Source organism: Streptomyces iranensis (genome assembly GCF_017874715.1).
Lineage (GTDB): Bacteria > Actinomycetota > Actinomycetes > Streptomycetales > Streptomycetaceae > Streptomyces > Streptomyces iranensis.
In genome coordinates this window covers 44,555-62,112 of sequence record NZ_JAGGLR010000011.1, presented here as the reverse complement: position 1 = coordinate 62,112, position 17,558 = coordinate 44,555, and the positions used below count along the sequence as shown (strand labels likewise).

The 17,558-nt window shown below is 71.5% G+C and carries 17 protein-coding genes; 3 read left to right on the top strand and 14 right to left on the bottom strand.

Going from position 1 to position 17,558, the window contains the following annotated elements; all coding sequences use genetic code 11:
• Nucleotides 1–16: 16 nt before the first annotated feature.
• From J2Z30_RS20900 to J2Z30_RS20840, 13 genes are all read right to left on the bottom strand, one after another.
• Entirely contained in the window at nucleotides 17–1,057 is a 1,041-nt protein-coding gene (locus J2Z30_RS20900) for an L-idonate 5-dehydrogenase (protein WP_044566952.1), read from the bottom strand.
• A 30-nt stretch (nucleotides 1,058–1,087) separates the two neighbouring features.
• Nucleotides 1,088–1,852 carry an SDR family NAD(P)-dependent oxidoreductase gene (locus J2Z30_RS20895; RefSeq protein ID WP_044566954.1) on the bottom strand — a complete coding sequence of 255 codons (765 nt, stop codon included), beginning with the start codon at nucleotides 1,850–1,852 and terminating at the stop codon, nucleotides 1,088–1,090.
• Nucleotides 1,849–2,637, bottom strand: coding sequence for an SDR family NAD(P)-dependent oxidoreductase (locus J2Z30_RS20890; RefSeq protein WP_044566955.1), 789 nt, complete (start codon nucleotides 2,635–2,637; stop codon nucleotides 1,849–1,851). Before J2Z30_RS20890 ends, J2Z30_RS20895 begins: the two co-directional genes overlap by 4 nt.
• Nucleotides 2,638–2,655: 18 nt before the next feature.
• Nucleotides 2,656–3,663 carry a sugar phosphate isomerase/epimerase family protein gene (locus J2Z30_RS20885; protein ID WP_107073227.1) on the bottom strand — a complete coding sequence of 336 codons (1,008 nt, stop codon included), beginning with the start codon at nucleotides 3,661–3,663 and terminating at the stop codon, nucleotides 2,656–2,658.
• Nucleotides 3,656–4,426, bottom strand: coding sequence for an SDR family NAD(P)-dependent oxidoreductase (locus J2Z30_RS20880; RefSeq protein ID WP_044566957.1), 771 nt, complete (start codon nucleotides 4,424–4,426; stop codon nucleotides 3,656–3,658). The genes J2Z30_RS20885 and J2Z30_RS20880 overlap by 8 nt, the downstream gene beginning before the upstream one ends.
• Nucleotides 4,423–5,448, bottom strand: coding sequence for an NAD(P)-dependent oxidoreductase (locus J2Z30_RS20875; RefSeq protein ID WP_209468769.1), 1,026 nt, complete (start codon nucleotides 5,446–5,448; stop codon nucleotides 4,423–4,425). The genes J2Z30_RS20880 and J2Z30_RS20875 overlap by 4 nt, the downstream gene beginning before the upstream one ends.
• A 130-nt stretch (nucleotides 5,449–5,578) precedes the next feature.
• Nucleotides 5,579–6,388 carry an aldo/keto reductase gene (locus J2Z30_RS20870; RefSeq protein ID WP_044566960.1) on the bottom strand — a complete coding sequence of 270 codons (810 nt, stop codon included), beginning with the start codon at nucleotides 6,386–6,388 and terminating at the stop codon, nucleotides 5,579–5,581.
• Nucleotides 6,389–6,425: 37 nt separating this feature from the next.
• A complete protein-coding gene (locus J2Z30_RS49745) occupies nucleotides 6,426–7,472 on the bottom strand; it encodes a M24 family metallopeptidase (protein WP_044566962.1) in 1,047 nt (348 codons plus the stop codon).
• Nucleotides 7,473–7,506: 34 nt separating this feature from the next.
• Nucleotides 7,507–8,835: an MFS transporter gene (locus J2Z30_RS20860; protein ID WP_044566964.1), complete on the bottom strand. Its 1,329-nt coding sequence runs from the start codon at nucleotides 8,833–8,835 to the stop codon at nucleotides 7,507–7,509.
• Nucleotides 8,836–9,043: 208 nt separating this feature from the next.
• Nucleotides 9,044–10,273 carry an aminotransferase class I/II-fold pyridoxal phosphate-dependent enzyme gene (locus J2Z30_RS20855; RefSeq protein WP_209468768.1) on the bottom strand — a complete coding sequence of 410 codons (1,230 nt, stop codon included), beginning with the start codon at nucleotides 10,271–10,273 and terminating at the stop codon, nucleotides 9,044–9,046.
• A gap of 69 nt (nucleotides 10,274–10,342) precedes the next feature.
• Entirely contained in the window at nucleotides 10,343–11,314 is a 972-nt protein-coding gene (locus J2Z30_RS20850; protein ID WP_044566967.1) for a 5-oxoprolinase subunit C family protein, read from the bottom strand.
• Complete coding sequence (locus J2Z30_RS20845; protein ID WP_044580723.1) at nucleotides 11,307–12,017, bottom strand: 5-oxoprolinase subunit B family protein; 711 nt, start codon at nucleotides 12,015–12,017, stop codon at nucleotides 11,307–11,309. The genes J2Z30_RS20850 and J2Z30_RS20845 overlap by 8 nt, the downstream gene beginning before the upstream one ends.
• An 11-nt stretch (nucleotides 12,018–12,028) precedes the next feature.
• Entirely contained in the window at nucleotides 12,029–12,808 is a 780-nt protein-coding gene (locus J2Z30_RS20840) for a LamB/YcsF family protein (RefSeq protein ID WP_044566970.1), read from the bottom strand.
• A gap of 513 nt (nucleotides 12,809–13,321) precedes the next feature.
• On the opposite strand from J2Z30_RS20840, the gene J2Z30_RS20835 reads away from it, so the two are divergent.
• Nucleotides 13,322–14,521 carry a S8 family peptidase gene (locus J2Z30_RS20835; RefSeq protein WP_044566972.1) on the top strand — a complete coding sequence of 400 codons (1,200 nt, stop codon included), beginning with the start codon at nucleotides 13,322–13,324 and terminating at the stop codon, nucleotides 14,519–14,521.
• A gap of 245 nt (nucleotides 14,522–14,766) precedes the next feature.
• Nucleotides 14,767–16,191, top strand: coding sequence for a PLP-dependent cysteine synthase family protein (locus tag J2Z30_RS20830; protein WP_044566973.1), 1,425 nt, complete (start codon nucleotides 14,767–14,769; stop codon nucleotides 16,189–16,191).
• Between the two features lie 243 nt (nucleotides 16,192–16,434).
• Here the strand turns inward: J2Z30_RS20830 and J2Z30_RS20825 are convergent, their stop codons facing one another.
• Complete coding sequence (locus J2Z30_RS20825; protein WP_044566975.1) at nucleotides 16,435–16,845, bottom strand: DUF4395 domain-containing protein; 411 nt, start codon at nucleotides 16,843–16,845, stop codon at nucleotides 16,435–16,437.
• A gap of 209 nt (nucleotides 16,846–17,054) precedes the next feature.
• Here J2Z30_RS20825 and J2Z30_RS20820 point away from each other — a divergent pair, with 209 nt between their 5' ends.
• Nucleotides 17,055–17,489: a TlpA family protein disulfide reductase gene (locus J2Z30_RS20820; protein WP_044566977.1), complete on the top strand. Its 435-nt coding sequence runs from the start codon at nucleotides 17,055–17,057 to the stop codon at nucleotides 17,487–17,489.
• Nucleotides 17,490–17,558: the final 69 nt, after the last annotated feature.

Genomic DNA, 17,558 nt, shown 5'->3' with positions numbered 1-17,558 from the left:
AAGGTTTCCTTTCGTTTCAGGACTCGGGGTCCGCGGATATGCGCAGCACCGTCTTCGACGACCGCGAGGAGTCCGCGGCGCGGGCGAAGGCCTCGGTGGCGGCGCCGATGGGGAAGGTGTGGCTGAGCACCGCGTCGAGGGAAGGGTCCCTCGTGAGTGTGGCGATCGCGGTGTCGAGTTCGATGTCGAAGCGCTGTGAGCCGTACAGCGCCAGTTCCTTGGCGATGACCGCCGACATGGCGACCGGGACCGGTTCGCGCGGCAGCATGCCGAGTTGGAGCACGGCGCCGCCGGGGCGCGCCGCGTGCAGCACGGTGGCGAGTGAGGACACGGCGCCCGCCGCCTCGACCACCACGTCGAACGAGGATTCCGGAACGCCGTCGCCCCGAGAGGGTTTCACGGTCAAGGCGGCGCCGACGGCGGCGGCGACCCGGAGCGGGAAGTCATGGAGGTCGGCGGCGACGATCTCGCCGGCGCCCGCGTGCCGGAGTGCGGCGATCGCGAGGGCGCCGATCGGGCCCGCTCCGCTGACCAGCACGCGCGCACCTCGTACGCGCTCGCCCAGATGCGCCACCCCGTGCAGGGCGACGGCCAGCGGTTCGGCCAGTACGGCTCGGCGCAACGGCAGTTCGGCGGGGAGCGGGCGCAGTTGGCCGGGCAGCACCTCCAGCAGTTCGGCGAAGCCGCCCTGGGTGTGCGGGCGGGTCGAGGCGCTGCCGAGGTACGTACCACCGGGACGCAGGTGCAGACCGGTGGCGGTGGTGGCACCGGGCGGCGCGCAGGGCGTCGCGGGGTGGATCGCGACGCGGGTGCCGACGGCGGGTGCGTTGGAGACGTCGGGGCCGGCCTCTGCGACGACGCCGACCACCTCGTGGCCGAGCACCAGCGGTTCGGTGACGGTGTACGGCCCGTTGCGGCCGTCCGCGGCGTAGTGCAGGTCCGATCCGCAGATGCCTCCGTACACGATGCGGACCGCGATCCGGTCCGGTGCCGTGCGCGGGCCGGGCAGTTCGTCCACCCGCAGGTCTCCCGGTCCATGGACGACGACGGCTTTCACGGTGGCGGGCTCCTTTCGTTCGGTTCGGGTTCAGCGCCCGAGGTAGCCGCCGTCGACGGGCAGCACGGTCCCGTGGATGAACCGGGCGGCGTCGGAGGTGAGGAAGAGCGCGGCCCCGGCGATGTCCTGTGCGGTGCCCCACCTTCCGGCGGGGATGCGTTCGAGGATCTGGCGGTTGCGGGTCTCGTCGGCGACGAGCGCGGTGTTCATCTCGGTGGCGATGAACCCGGGTGCGATGGCGTTGACGCGTACGCCCTTCGGCGCCCATTCGTTGGCCACCGACTTGGTGAACTGCCCGACGGCGCCCTTGGACGCGGCGTAAGCGGAGGCCGTGAACCCGCCGGTGAAGGAGAGCATCGACGCGAGGTTGATGATCACCCCTGCCCCGCGTTCGAGCATGGGACGGCCGAACCGCTGCGTCAGCTCCATGACGGTCCGGACGTTGAGGTGCTGCACCCGGTCCCAGTCCTCGACCGGGAAGTCCTCCACGGGGTGGCGGATGTTGAGCCCCGCGTTGTTGACCAGGATGTCGACCCGGTGGTCCCGCAGCACCTCGGCCGCGACGGCGGACACCCGCGCGGGGTCGCCGAGGTCGGCCACCACCGGTATGTACTTTCCCGCGTGTCCGGTGACCTCGCGGCGGTGGATGCCCACGACGGTCGCGCCGTTGCTCAGAAAGAGGTCGGCGATGGCGTGCCCGATTCCGGAGCTGGCTCCGGTGACCACGGCGGTCTTGCCGGTCAGGTCGGCGGTGAACGGAACGTCGTCCACGGTGGTCTCCTCCTCGTGTGTCATGCGATGTGCGACCCGCCGTTGACGTCGTAGGTGACGCCCGTGAGATATCCGGCGCGCTCGCTCAGCAGGAAGGCGATGACCGCGGCCACGTCGTCCACGGTGCCGATCCGCCCCACAGGCAGCTCCCGGAGCAGTACCGCCTTGCGCTCGTCGGACAGCGGGCCGCCCATGATGTCGGTGTCGATGGAGCCGGGCGCCACGGAGTTGGCGGTGATGCCGTACGGTCCCAGCTCCCGGGCGAGGGTGCGGGCGAAGCCGAGCAGTGCCGCCTTCGAGGCGGAGTACGCGGCGCGCCCGTACACGCCGCCGCCGCGCTCGGCGGAGGCGGACGAGATGTTCACGATGCGGCCGAGCCGCCGCTCGGCCATGATCTTCGCCGCGGCCTGGGTGATATGGAAGGTGCCGTGCACATTGACGTCGATCACCCGGCGCCACTCGGCCTCCGGGACCTCCAGGAACGGCACGGGCGAACTCACCCCGGCGTTGTTGACCAGCCCGACGAGCTGCGGCAGCGAGGTCCGCACCCGGTCCACGGCCGTCTGGACCGCGTCCCGGTCGCGGATGTCCACGCCGATGCCCAGGCAGGCCACCCCGTGCTCGGCCCGAAGACGCGCGGCCACGTCCCGGCAGGCCTCGTCGTCCAGGTCCAGCACGGCGACCGACCAGCCCTCGGCCGCGAGCCAGGAGGCGGTCGCCCGGCCGATCCCGCGTGGCGAGGCGGCTCCGGTGACGATGGCGGTGCGTTCCGGTGGGAATTCGGTGGCGGGCGGAGGCGGAAGTGTCACGGTTCTCCTGTCGTGGGGTCAGCCGGTGCGGGGGAGGACGCGGCGGAGGTAGGCGGCGTTGGTGGCGCCCACGCTCAGGCCGTCGCCGCCGTAGTGCTCGACCACGAACGCGCCGGCGAATCCGTGGGCGATCGCGTAGCGGACGGCGGCGCGATAGTTCACGATGCCGAGTTCGAGGGAGGTGGGGTGGGTGAGGACGGTGCCGGTGGCGGGGTCCTCCAGGCGCGCGTAGTTCTTGATGTGCCAGTAGTTGGTGCGCGGCGCGGTGACCGAGACCAGGTGCTCCCAGGTGTCGGCCGGACGCTGCTGCCGGATGAGGTTGCCGATATCGGGATTGAGCCCCACCGTCTCGTGGCCGATGTCGTCGAGGAAGCGGATCGCCTCGTCGGCGCTGCCCAGGTACGTGTCCTCGTACAGCTCCAGGGAGAGTTCCACGCCGACGTCGGCGGCGTGGTCGCCGAGTTCGCGGAAGCGGCGTACGGCGAGGTCGCGCACCGCGGGGTCGGCCGGTGCCCGGTCCCCCGGCACCGTCCAGAACCACAGCGCGCGCCGCTGCTCCGGGGTCAGGGTGTCGTGGAGTCCGAGGCACACGATGTCCGCGCCGAGGGCGGCGGCCGCGTCGATGGTCCGGTGTGAGAAGGCGAGGTTGCGCTCGCCCCGCTCGGGATGGATGACGCTCTGCCGGACCACGCCCACGCCGGGCACCGTGAGTCCGGCGTCGTCCAGGACGTCGCCCAGCGCCGTCAGCCGGGCCCGGTCCAGGTCGCCCAGGGGCAGCCAGGCGGTGGACAGTTCCAGATGGGTGAACCCCTCGTCGACGACGGGCTGGAGGAGGCGGCGCCACTCCTCGGGATCCAGCTTCGACACCGGGGTGCCGTCCGCCGCGTGCGGCGGGAACTGCAGCATGGCCGCGGCGATCGGCCAGTCCTCGGGCGTGTGGGGCACGGGGAGCGGGCAGGACGGCACGGCCAGGGAGGGCCGCTCGGTGTGCGCGGGGGACCCGGAGGCCCCGGGGGGCCTATCCAATGCGAAGACCTCCGTTGATGTTGTACGTCGCGCCGGTGATGTACCCGGCCTCTTCACCGATGAGGAATTCGATCAGCGCGGCGACATCACGTGTGGTGCCGAGCCGCCCGACCGGCAGCTGCGCCAGGAACGCGGGCTTGCGGTCGTCGGTGATGCGGCCGCCCATGATGTCGGTGTCGATCGTGGCCGGTGCGACCACGTTGACCGTCACCCCGTACGAGGCCACTTCCAGCGCGAGCGCGCGGCTGAACGCCTCCATCGCGCCCTTGGACGCGGCGTACGTGGACTTGCTGTACGTACCGCCGCCGTTCTGCATCGCCGTCGACCCGAGGGTCACCACCCGGCCGTAGCCGCGCTCGGCCATGCCGGGCACGACGCGCTTGCTGACGACGAAGGTGCCGGTGGCGTTGATCCGCAGGACGCGTTCCCAGGTGGCCAGGTCCACGTCGAGGAAGGACACCGGTGAGCTGATGCCCGCGATGTTGGCCAGGGCGGTGATGGGCGGCAGTTCCGCCTCGAAGGTGGCGACGGCGGCGTCCACGGAGGCGGGGTCGGCGATGTCCGCGACCACGCCGGCCGCCGCGACGCCGTGTTCGGCGCCCAGCGCGGCGGCCACCTTCTCGACCTCCGCGTCGACGTCGAGCAGGGCGAGGCCCCAGCCCGCCGCGGCCAGCCGCTCCGCCAGCGAGCGGCCGATGCCGCGCTCCGAGGCCGCCCCGGTGATGACCGCCGTGCCGCGGCGTCCAGGGTCGTCGTCCGTCATGTCCTGTCCCTCTCGTCGTCGTGTTCGTTGCCGTGGCCCCAAATGCCTTGCGGGAAAGGGCCGTTCACCGTCTCGGCGGGCCGCTCACCACGGCTCACCGCGATCAGTGACGCCATCACGCTCACCGAGACGGCGGCGGTGTACTGATCCGTCCAGCACAGGGAGTGCGGGGCGAGGATGACGTTGTCCAGCGCGATCAGCGGGCTGTCCGCCTCCAGCGGCTCCTCGGTGAACACGTCCAGGCCCGCTCCGGCCAGCCGTCCGTCCGACAGCCGCGCGGCCAGCGCCTCCTCGTCGATCACCGCGCCGCGCGCTACGTTGATCAGCCGGGCGGTCGGCCGCATCAGCGAGAGTTCGCGCTCACCGATGAGACGCCGCGTACCGGAGTTCGCGGCGACGGTGACCACCACGTAGTCACTCTCCGCCAACACCCCTTCCAGGGAGCGGAGTTCGATGCCGAACTCGGCCGCCTCCCGGCCGCGGTCGCTGCGGTTGTACCCCAGCACCCGCAGCCCTTGCGCACGCGCCCTGCGCGCGCTCTCCAGGCCGATGCCGCCCAGCCCGACGATGCCCACCGTCGCACCGGTCAGTCCTGAGCCCCGCCACTCCCGTCGCTCCGTCCACCGCCCCTCGCGCACCAGCCGGTCCTTGATGACCAGGTTGTGCGACAGGGCGTACAGCAGCGCGATCACGGAGTCGGCCACCGGCCGCCGCACCGCCTCGGGGGTGTTGGTCACCAGCACACCGCGCCGGGCGCAGGCATCGATGTCCACGGCGTCGAAGCCGGCGCCGAACCGCGCCACGTGCCGCAGCCGTCCCGACGCCGGTATCGACGCGGCCGAGACTCGCTCGGGTCCCAGCACGAGGACCGCGTCGGCCCCTTCGAGCTGGTCGGCCCGGAGCTCCTCGACCTCGTCGTCCAGCACTCGCCACGCAAGCCCGGCGTCGGTCAGCCGGGAGAGCTCGATATCACCGAAAACGGTACTTCCATCCGGCTCGGCATAACCGCGTGTGACCAGCACCTGATAAACCACAATGGCCTCTCTCCGCATTCGACAACCGCTGTCGGAGCGTATGTTCCGCCGGGCCGCCCGGAGCGGTCGAAGCGGAAAGCCGCATAGCGGCATCGCGATTTCCGATGATTCCCCGGCGTTATGCCGGGGCGACGCCCGAAAGGCCGTTGATCGCGCCGATATCCTCCGGTGTCAGCGTGATATCGACGGCCGACAGGTTCCGCTCCATCCGGTCGCGATGCGCGGACTTCACGGTCACCGCCACCTTGTGGTGCAGATTCCACGCCAGGACGACATCACGTGCCGAACGGCCGTGCCGCCGCGCGACATCGGCCAGCACCGGGTGGTCCAGATCGGTGCCGCGCAGCGGGCTGTGCGCGCTGAGCAGCACATCGCGTCGGCGCATCGCCTCGGCGAATTCCGGGTCGTGGTTCCCGGGCCCCCACCGCACCTGGTTGACGGCCGGGTACTCCCCCGTCGCCTCGTGCAGCGCGTCGATGAGCTCGACCGGGTAATTGCTCACGCCGATGGCCCGTACGAGGCCCTCGTCGCGGGCGCGGATGAACTCGCGCCAGCTGGTGACGCCCGGGTACCCGCCGGGCGGCCAGTGGATCAGCCACAGGTCGAGGTAGTCGCAGCCCAGCGCGGCCAGGCTCTCCTCCAGTGTCAGCCGTTCCCTGCCGACCTGGTCGGGCGGCATCTTGGTGGTCACGAACAGCTCGGACCTGGGCAGGCTCGTCGTCGCGAGGGCCGTTCCGACGGCGGCCTCGTTGCGGTAGCGCGTGGCGGTGTCGACCAGTCGGTAGCCGACCGAGAAGGCGGTCAGCACCGCCTCGGTGGCCTGGTCGCCGCGCAGCGGATGGGTGCCGAAGCCGAGCAGCGGCATGGTGCGGCCGCCCGCGTCGGCCGTGGGCACCCGGCCCGCTCCCGACGGCAGGGATGTGTCCATGAACGTTCTCCTCATGCGGTCGTGGCCGGTGGCCGGGTCAGTGGAGTTCGACGAGCCGCAGCGGCGTCCGCGCCTGCGGCTCCGCGCCCGAGTCGGTCAGCACGACGGTCTCCGCCAGCTCGACCGCGCCACGGCCCGGCACCGTGACCTCCGTCCGTACGCCGAGCACCATGCCGGGCTCGGCGGTCACCTCGCTGTCCCGCGGCAGTGGCAGCGACGCCCCGCCGCCGCGCAGCGCGACGATCCGGCAGGCCGCGGCGTGCTCACCCGCCTCGCGGTCGAACGCCTCGCGGCCGTCGCGGAGCGGAGCACCCGGCCGCAGCGCCGCCAGCAGCGAGGCCGTCGCGGCGGCACACGCGGCGCCCGCGGCGCGCAGCGGGCCGTCGGGCTCGCCGAGTACGGCGGTCGCGGCGGCGTATCCGGCGACCCCTTCCAGCAGCGGGTGCAGGACGAAACGGACCGGTGTCCCGGCCGTCAGCCGGGCGGTGCCGGGGTCGTGGCCGCGGACGGTCACCAGGTCCGAGCCGGCGGCCCGGCCGGTCATGCCGTACGGGTCGTACCACCCCAGCAGGCCACCGGCGCGGCGGATCGAGCGGTCGACGTTGCCCGACAGCTCCCGTACGTCCATGCCGACGTGCAGATGGTCCATGACCGCCGTATAGCCGACGGCGGCGAGGTCGGCGGCCGCGGCGACCGCGGCGAGCTCACCGGGCTCACCGGGCTCACCGCTCGCCAGTTCGGTGAAGACCAGGTCGGCGGCGGGTCGCAGCCGTACTCCCGCTTGGCTGACCTGTCCGAACACCTCCCACGGCAGATCGGCTTCCGCGCCGACCACGCCGCCCGCCACGCCGCCCGCGCGCAGTACGGCCGTGATCGCGGTGGGGAGATCACCGGCCGCGCTCGTCACCGTGCCCTCGGTGGTGAGCAGGACGGCGGTCCCGTCGGCGAGGCCGGGCGTCCGTCCCAGCGCATACCGGCGCCCTCCGGGCGAGGTCAGCACCAGGGCCGCGAAGCCCGCCTTGTCCAGCTGTTCGCTGAGCCGGTCCAGTCCGGTTCCGGCCTGGTGGGTGGCAGCAGTCGGCACGGGACCACCGTCCTTTCGGATGTGCGGGTGAGGGTCAGCGCTTGAGCGGTTCGAAGGCCGTCTCGTGGATGCGCAGCGCGGCGACCCCGGCGACGGCGGAGGTGAGGACGAGGTAGATCGCCGGGATCCAGGTGCTGCCGGTCGCGGCGATGAGGCCCGCGACGAGCAGTGGGGCGGCGCCGCCGAAGATCGCGGTACCGAGGTTGTAGCCGACGCCGTACGCCACGGTACGTACGCGGGTGGGGAACAGTTCGGCGAGCGTCACCTGCATCACGCCGTTGGTGCCGGCGAAACACAGGGACATGAGCACCGCGCCGACCGTCGCCGTGGCGAAGGATCCCCGCGTCAGCAGCCAGTAACAAGGGAAGCCGATGACGACCATGGTGAACGCCGAGGTGCTGAGCATCCTCTTGCGGCCCACCCGGTCGGACAGCCGTCCGGCGTAGAGCACGGCGAACGTGCCGACGGCCAGCATGATGGCCGTGACGAGCAGGCCCTCCAGGGCCGAGAAGTGCATCTCGTCCTTCATGAACGACGGCATGTAGATGAACAGGATGAAGTAACCGGAGCTGTTGAGCAGCGGCAGCACGATCGTCGTCCCCATCGCGCGGCGGGTCTCGCGGGAGGCGAGGGCTTCCCGGAGCGGACTGCCGGTCACCCGGCCCTCTTCCTCGGCCTCGGCGAACTCGGGCGACTCGTCGGCCATGCGCCGGATGATCAGGCCCACCACGCCGAGCGGCAGGGCGAGGAGGAACGGCAGCCGCCAGCCCCACGTCTCCATGGACGAGGAGCTGAGCACCGCGGTGAGCAGGGCGGCGAACAGGGTGCCGAGCAGCATCGCGATGAACGTGGCGGCGTTGGCGTAGCTGACCACCCGCCCCCGGCGCCCCTCCCCGGCGTGTTCGGCGAGGAACGAGTTGCCGTTGCCTGGCTCGCCGCCCATCGCGAAGCCCTGGATGAAACGCAGCAGCACCAGGGCGATCGGTGCCCAGACGCCCGCGACGGCGTAGCTCGGCAGGAAGCCGACCAGGGCGGTGGACAGGCTCATCATGGTGATGAGCACCAGCAGTACCCGCTTGCGGCCTATCCGGTCGCCCCACGACCCTGCCACCGCGGCGCCCAGTGGGCGGAAGAAGAAGGGAATGGCGAAGGCGAGGAATGTCAGCAGGACACTCGTGGTGGGGGCGTCGCTGGGGAAGAACACGACCGCGAGAGTCCCGGCCACGAAGCCGTAGACCGCGTTGTCGTAGAGTTCGATGAAGACGCCGACGAGGCCACCGATGATCGATGCTTTCGTCGCTTTCGGCGTGTTGTCCGTGGCGACCCTCTGCACACGCGGCGGGGCTTGGGAAACCTTGTTCACGAGGACTACCTTTCTCAAGGGTGACGCCGTCGTCACCGGAAGGCTGACACCGGTCGACCGCCGGATCGAGGAACTGTGGCCAGCCATGTTTCCTCGGCAGTGCTGGAATACATACATGGGCGCCGGATCCAGCTCCGTTTCCTCTTCCGCCATCAAGGAAACTTATCGCTGTCGGCCCACGGGTGGGACGCGTGCCGGTGCGATTTCTTCAGCGGCGCAGCAGGGATACCGAATGGGCGAGTCCGGCGACGGCCTCTCGAATGGTGTCGGAGGACAATGCGAAGCTGGCCCGGAAATGGCCGGGGAAGCCGTAGGAGTCCCCCGTGATCACCACCACCCCGGAGGTCTCCAGGAAGTGTTCCGCGAGTTCGGCGTCGGACGCGAGCGTCACCCCCGACGGCGTCACGGCCCCCATGAGGGCGGAGGCGTCGGTCCATACGTAGAAGCCGCCCTGAGGGACGGTCGGGCGCAACCCGTCGATCTCCCCGAGTCCGGCCACGAGCAGGTCCCGGCGTTCGGTGTAGATCCGCACCGTGCGGTCGATGAACTCCCGGCCGCCGTCGAGCGCGGCGACCGCGGCCGCCTGGCTCACCGACGACGGGCAGGACGAACTCTGCGACTGGAGCGTGCCGATCGCCCCGCACAAGGACGCCGCCCCGGCACCGTAGCCGATGCGCCAGCCGGTCATGGCGTACGCCTTGGACACTCCGTTGACCAGGAAGACGCGCTCCCGCAGGTCGGGAGCGACGGTGACCGCGCTGGGCACCGGCCGGGCACCGAAGTTGATCTCGTCGTAGATCTCGTCGCACAGCACCGAGACATGCGGATGGGCACGGAGGACGTCCGCGAGCCCGCGCAGTTCCTCCTCGCCGTACACCGCGCCGGTCGGGTTGTTCGGCGTGTTCAGCACGACCCATTTCGTCCGGTCGGTGATGGCCTCGCGCAGCCTGCCCGGGGTGAGCTTGTACCCTTCCGCCGCCGTGGTGCCCACGATCACGGGCCGCCCGCCGTTCACCGTGACCATGTCCGGATAGGACACCCAGTACGGTGCCGGCACGATCACCTCGTCGCCCTCGTCGAGAGTGGCCACGAACGCCAGGAAGATCAGCTGCTTGGCGCCACCGCCCAGGCACATCTCCTCGGCGCCGTAGGACTGCCCGGTCTTCCGGCGCAGCCGAGAGATGATCGCCTTCCGCAGGGCGGGCGTACCGTTGGCCGAGGTGTATTTCGTCTCTCCCGCGCGAATGGCCGCGATCGCCGCGTCCTTCACATGGTCCGGCGTATCGAAATCGGGCTCGCCGATCGTGAGCGGAAGAACCTCTCGGCCCGCCGCCTGAAAGGCGCGCACGCGGTCCGCGACGCGGGAACTCGGTGATTCCTTGACCCGCGACATCCGCTCGGCCAGCACGGGCATCCGTAGCGTTTCGAACAAAGTCATCCTCATTCTCCTCCGGCGGTGCGGTAAGAAGGTGCGGTAAGAAGGTGGGTGGGAAGCGGATGTGAAGTGTCAGGAAAGTGCCGCGAAAGCGGTTCGCGCGCGGAGCGCGATCCGGTCCAGGAGCCGCCGTCGCTCCAGGTAGGCGGCGGTGGCGGCGGCCGCGGTCGTCCGGCGGAAGCGGATCTCCTGGCCGGGCCTGAGCTGCGCCGCGACATCCTGGGCTCGTGAGGTGAGCACCGCGAGCACCGGGTATCCCGCGGTGATCCCACGGCCGCGCATCAGGACGAGCAGCTCGTCGCCCGCCGGGGCCTCGACGGCCCCGACCGGCACGCCGCGCGACAGCACCTCCCCGGGGGCCGGTCGCCGCGGTACGTATCCGGCCACGCGAAGACCGACGTGGTTGATGCGCGGAGTGACCGTGTACCGGGAGTCGAACAGCCGCTGGAGCCCGGAGCCGAACTCCACGGCGTCCGGCCCGTCGATGACGTCCAGCACTCCGGGCACCCGGCCGATGTCCCGGGGGATCCCGAAGTCGAAGACGGTGGCCCCGAAGCGCCGGTTCACCAGTGGTGGATGGGAACGGAACAGGGACAGGGACGCACCCGAGGTGACGGAGGTGCCGAACCCGATCATCGAGTCCGGCGCACAACTGCCCATCAGCCGCGGCACGTCGAACGACCCGTGCACGGCGACGTAGGCACGCAGACCCGCGTCGGAGACGCCGACCCGCACCGTCTCCCCCGCCCGCACCGAAAGCGGTGTCCACGCCGGATGCGGCCGGCCGTCGACAGCGGGTTCGGACGGGGCCCCGGTGACGGCCATCAGGACGTCGTGGCTGGGGCGGAGGGTGAGGCCGAAACCGGTGGTCTCGATGAGCGGGTCCGTGGGCGCGTTGCCGACCAGGGCGTTCGCGGCACGCGCCGCGAACTGGTCGAGCGCCCCGTTGACCGCCAGTCCGCGCGAGGGGCCGCGGGTGCGGCCGAGATCGGTGACCACACCCGCCGTCGCGGACTCGGCGTACAGCTCGGGCCGGTCAGTCATCGTGGCGGTGACGCATCGGGGTGCCGAGAAGGCCGTCGTAGCCGGCCTGGTCGACCGGGAGGAACCGCACCCTGTCGCCGGGCCGGTACGGCACGACGGCCTCGGCGTCGGTCCTCAGGATGTCCAGCGGGGTACGGCCGATCTGCCGCCAGCCGCTGGGCGCGGCAACGGGACCGATGACCAGCTGGCGGCCCGCGACGGAGATCGCGCCAGGCGGCACACGCAGCCGGGGAGTGGCGAGCCGGGGGACGGGGACCGGGAAATCCGGTCCGTCCGTCATGGCCGACGCGGCGGGACCGCCCAGACACCGGATGAGATGCTCCTTCGCGCAGACGAGTTCGATGACCCTCGCCACCGGCTCACCGATCACGTCGGCCACCCATCCGAGGTCGGGGCCGGCGGCCCCGCCGAACAGCACCGGTACGTCGATGACACCGGAGCGGACCGGCTCGTCCTGCTCGGGCAGGGTCTCCCAGACGCCGATGTGCGACGCGATCGCCTCAGCCGTCGTGTGGTACGGGTCGAACTCCACGAGCACCGCGTCATACGTCGGGACGGCGGACACCGTGGGCTGAACCGCGCCGCGGTTCAGCCATCCCGCGAGCCGGTGCACCGCCTTCCACACGTCGTCGGTGTCGGTGCCGACCACGGTGACACGCAGCGTGGAGTCGCCGCACGGCGAGACCTCGATCTTGGTTGCCATCCCGGTGCCCGTCACGCCGCCCGGACACCCAGCACCTCGTCCAGCGGCGCCAGCCGGACTCCGGCGGCCCGCAGTTCGTCCCGGATGCGCGAGGCGAGCTCCAATGCCGCGGGGCCGTCGCCGTGCAACTGTACGCAGTCGGTCCGGACGGGTATGTCCACCCCGTTCCGGCTGGTGATCAGCCCCTCGGTCACCATCCGGACGGTCCGGTGGGTGACTTCGTCCGGGTCGTGGAGTACGGCGTCGGGCTCCGACCGCGACACCAGCGTGCCGTCGTCCTCGTAGGCCCGGTCGGCGATGCCCACCATGGCCATCCGCAGGCCGCGTTCGCGCGCCACGGCCGCCATCTCGCCCTCCTGCATCAGGATGGCCAGGGACGGGTCGAACGCCTCGACCGCGTCGGCGACGGCCTCGGCGTAGTCCCGCCGGGTCACCACGAGGTTGCCGAGGCGCCCGTGCGGTGCCAGGTGGTTGACGCGGGTGCCGTGTGCGCGGGTGAACGCGGACAGCGCACCGAGCTGGTACAGGACGTCCGTGCGCACCTCGTCCGGGGTCAGGTCCATCGCCCGGCGCCCGAAACCCACCAGGTCGGGGAAGCTCGGATGGGCGCCGACGCCGACGCCGCGCTCCACACAGGCGCGTACGGTCGCGTCCATCACCCGCGGATCCCCCGCGTGGAAACCGCATGCCACGTTCGCGGAGGTCAGCAGTTTCAGCAGTTCGGCGTCGTTGCCCATGGTGTAGGACCCGAAACTCTCTCCGAGATCGGCGACGAGATCGACGACAGGCACAGTGAGGCTCCTTTCCCGCCGGGGACGGGGCGGCGTCCGAACCACGTCCGGCGCTCGTGTGAACGGGTCCGGTATGGACCGTGTCCAGCTGAGACGCTAGATCCGCCACGGCCCGGGAAGAAGGGCACATCAGAAAGGCCCATGGCCGCATAGCGGATACCGATGGGACCGCGCACGGGGTCTTGACACCTCCGGCGGGCGGGCGCGTCGGGTGTGCTTCAGCGGCCACGGGCAGCCACCGGGGACGTGTGGTGGCCGTCCCACCCGGCTCCGCCGGACGCGACGCGGTGTGTACGGATGATTGCGGGAATGCGACCGCCCGCGACGGCACATGACGCACCGCTACGTGTGCGTGTCGTGTTGATGTCAGCCCTTGCCGCCCGCACACGGCCCGGCGAATCCTCGACGAGCCGGAAGCGTGACCATGCGCTCCCCGCGAACCGCGCAAGGCCCACAACCAGCAGAGCGCGCACGCACCACAGCGCGCCACCGACCGAGGAGGACTCCCTCGCGATGGCAGTGATGCGTACCACCAAGCGGCGGATCGCCGCGGGAATCGCCGCCGCGGCGGCCATCGGAGCAGCCACCGTGCTCCCCGCCCACGCCGCCCCGGCCGAAGGCAGGGTCCTGAACACCGGAGCCGCGGAAGCGGTCCCGGGCAGCTACATCGTCACCCTGAAGAAGACGGCCGACTTCAAGGCCTCCTCCGCCCGGGGCAAGGACCTCATATCCGGGTACGGCGGCGAGGTGAAGCGGACCTTCACCGCGGCGCTGAACGGCTACGCGGCGAAGCTCGAGCACACCGAGGCCAGGAGACTCGCCGCCGATCCGGCGGTCGCCTCCGTCGAGCAGGACCAGAAGGTCCACGCCGACGCGACCCAGACCGACGCGCCCTGGGGCCTGGACCGGGTCGACCAGTCCAACCTGCCCCTGAGCGGCACGTACACCTACCCCGACAGCGCCGGCAGCGGCGTGACCGTCTACGTCCTCGACACCGGTGTGCGGATCACCCACGCGCAGATCAGTGGCCGGGCCTCGTACGGCTACGACTTCGTGGACAACGACACCACGGCACAGGACGGCTACGGCCACGGCACACACGTCGCCACGACCGTCGCCGGAACCACCTACGGCGTGGCCAAGAAGGCGAAGATCGTGGCGGTCCGGGTGCTCGGCAATGACGGGTCCGGCACCACGGCCGGTGTCATCGCGGGTGTGGACTGGATCACCGCCAACCACTCCGGACCGTCCGTCGCCAACGTGTCGCTCGGCGGCGGTGCCAGTACCTCCCTCGACAGCGCGGTGACCAAGTCGATCGCGTCCGGGGTGACCTACTCCATCGCGGCCGGCAATTCCAACGCCAACGCCGCGAACTACTCCCCCGCACGGGTGCCGACCGCCCTCACCGTCGGCGCCACCACCAACACCGACGCGCGGGCAAGCTACTCCAACTACGGCTCGACCGTGGACCTCTTCGCCCCTGGGTCGGACATCACGGCCGGCTGGAACACCTCCGACACCGCCACCTACACGGGCTCCGGGACCTCCTTCGCCGCCCCGCACGTCTCGGGCGCCGCGGCGATCTACCTCTCGGGCCACACCACCGCGTCCCCGTCCGAGGTGGGGAGCGCGCTGGTGGACGGGGCCACGTCGGGGGCGCTCTCCGGCATCGGTTCGGGCTCGCCCAACAAGCTGCTCAAGATCGTGCAGTGACGCCCTGACCGGCGCACCGGACCTCCGCTGATCACACCCGCCGCCCGCCGGGTCCCACCCGGCGGGCGGCACTCCGCCGTCCGGCGGTGCGACACTGTCCACGCGGATCGGCCGTGCCGCCGGGGACGCGGCTCGCCACGGACGCGTGTCGCCACGCAAGTGCCGCCGCGGGAGGTGACGAAACAGACCAGACTGTCGACTGACCGATATCCACGGCCCGCGCAGGGCCACACTCAGGCGGAGCCATGACTCTTCACGAATCCCTGCTCGACGCTGTCGGCGACACCCCGCTGGTCAGACTCACGAGGATCGCCTCCGGGGTGCCCGCCCCCGTCTACGCCAAGGTGGAGTTCTTCAACCCCGCCGGCAGCGTCAAGGACCGGGCGGCGCTGGGCATGGTCCTGGCGGCGGAGGAGTCGGGGGCACTGGCGCCCGGCGGCGTCATCGTCGAGGGGACCTCCGGCAACACCGGGATGGCGCTGGCCATGATCGCCGCTCAGCGGGGCTACCGGTCGATCGTCGTCGTCCCGGACCGTACGAGCCCCGAGAAGATCAAGACGCTCAGGGCATACGGCGCCGAGGTGGTCGTCACCACGGGGGCGCTCCCGCGTGAACATCCGGAACACGTTCGCAACGTCGCCGCGCGCCTGGCGGCGCGGACACCTGGCGCCTGGTACGCCAACCAGTACGACAACCCCGCCAATCCGCAGGCCCACCGGACCACGACCGGCCCCGAGATCTGGGCCGAGACCGGCGGCCGGGTCACCCACTTCGTCGTCGGCGTCGGCACGGGCGGAACGGTCACCGGGACCGGCGGCTTCCTCAAAGAGGCCAGCGGCGGGCAGGTCCGCGTGATCGGCGCCGATCCGCTGACGTCCACGTACTCCGGCGGCGACGGAAGTCCGTACTACGTGGAGAGCATCGGCCACTACCTCCACCCGCAGACCGCGGAGGACGAGTACCCGGAGTCGTACGACCAGTCCGTGGTGGACCGCTTCGAGCGGATCGGGGACCGTGAGTCGATCACGATGGTACGCAGACTGGCCCGCGAGGAGGGCATCCTCGCGGGCGGCTCGGCGGGCACCGCGGTGGCCGCGGCGCTGCGGGTGGCCGCCACCCTCACCCCGGACGACCTGGTGGTGGTCCTGCTCCCGGACTCGGGCCGGGGATATCTGTCGAAATACTTCGACGACGACTGGCTGCGGCGCTTCGGCTTCCTGGAGGACCTCCCGGGAACGCCGACCGTCGCCGACGCCCTCGGCGACCGCCCGGCCCCCCTCACCGCCCTTCCCTCCACGGCCACCGTGGCCGACGCGCTCACCACCGCCGGAGCGCTCGTCCCGGTGCGTCTCCCCCGCTCCGGTGACAACGCGACAACCGATGTGTCCGAGGTCATCGGCGCCGTCCGGCCCGATACGCTCCGCGCCCTGGTGGCCAGGGACCCCTCGGCATCCGCCGCCCCGCTCCACGACCATCTCCTCCCCTCGCCCCCGGCCGTGGGCATCGGCGAACCCGCCGACGAGGCCGCCGCCCGACTCGCCCCGGGCACCGGCGCCGCCTGGGTCCTCATCGACGGCCGCGTGTCCGGCACCATCACCCACGACGCCCTGCGGCAGACCACCGGCCAGGCCGCACACGATCGCAATGGGGCGGCAACACAACGCTGTTGACGAGCCCGCCGAGGAGTCCCGGCAGATCCGGGCAGCCCAGCTGCGCTGGCAGGTCGTCTTCCGCCGTGCCCCGCGTGATTCCCGTACGGCTTCGGCCACCCGACCGCGGTGAAGGATTCCGCCCATCCGCTGGGCTATCCGTACAACGTCCAACGGACCGGCAAGGCCGGCACCTGGCACATCGGCGGGCTGTGGCGGCAGCCGGGCGGGGCGGTTTCGGCCGGGCGACCTGAGAACACGTGGTCAGGCGCTCCGGACGCGGCGGATGAGCAGATACATCTCGCAACCGAGGCAGTAGCCGAAAGCCGCGTTGAGGAAGGCCGCGGCGAGGGCGAGCCCGGCCGCGGCCATGCCCAGCCAGTGAACGCCGGCGAGGTAGCCGACGGTGCCGACCAGGCTGAAGCCGAGGCCGACGCCCTGTGCGAAACGGGGCGGCCGGGCGTCCTCCAGCTCAGCGGGCGGACGGAGTCCGGGCCGAACGGCCACTCGGTACAGCCAGCCGTACGGGGAGTACCGCAAGCCGGCGAACGCACCGAGCGCGAAGACCACGGTCTGCGCGGCGAGCAGGGCACCGCTGCCAGTGATCAGTACCGCGGACAGGACGAGTGTGGTGAGCACGGCGGCGAACCGCGGGCCGCGCGGGTCGATCTGCATGGGGAGGACTCCGGGAGGAGGGAGGACGGCGATGACCGGTGCGGATGTCAGCGACAGCGGGAGGCCGTGGCCCGGCAGAGGTCGACCACACGACGGCTGGTCAGCCGCGGCGAACGGGAGGAGTCCATGGCGGTCATGCTAGTGGAACGGTGTCGACGGGACGATGGCCGGTTGCCCGGGAAGGGGCCCGGTGGATGCAGACTGGTGGCATGACCGGGTTGATGGTGTGTGCCGCGGCGCTCCTTCTGGCGAGCGCCTTCGGAGTCGTGCGTGCGACGCGCGGCGGAAGACTTCGGCCGCGGCCGCGGGATGGCGCGGTGCGCCTGTCGGCGGTGGAGCTCGGGGCCGAGTTGGGGGGCCGGGCCACGCTGGTCCAGTTCTCCACCGCCTTCTGCCGGCCCTGCCGGGCGACACGGCGGTTGCTGGCGGAGATCGCCGGGACGATGCCGGGTACGGCGCATGTGGAGATCGACGCGGAGGACCGGCTCGAGCTGGTCAAGCGGCTGGGAATCCTGCGGACGCCGACCGTGCTAGTGCTCGACCGGGCCGGCCGGATCGTCGGCAGGGCATCCGGACAGCCCCGGCGCACGGAGGTGATGGCGGCCATCGGCGAGGCGACCGGGGCCACCGCCGCCTCGCCGTAATCAAGCCGAGGGACCCCGCCGGGGCGCGCCAACGGTGGTGCCGTGGCCACGGTTCGCGGTAGCCGCCAC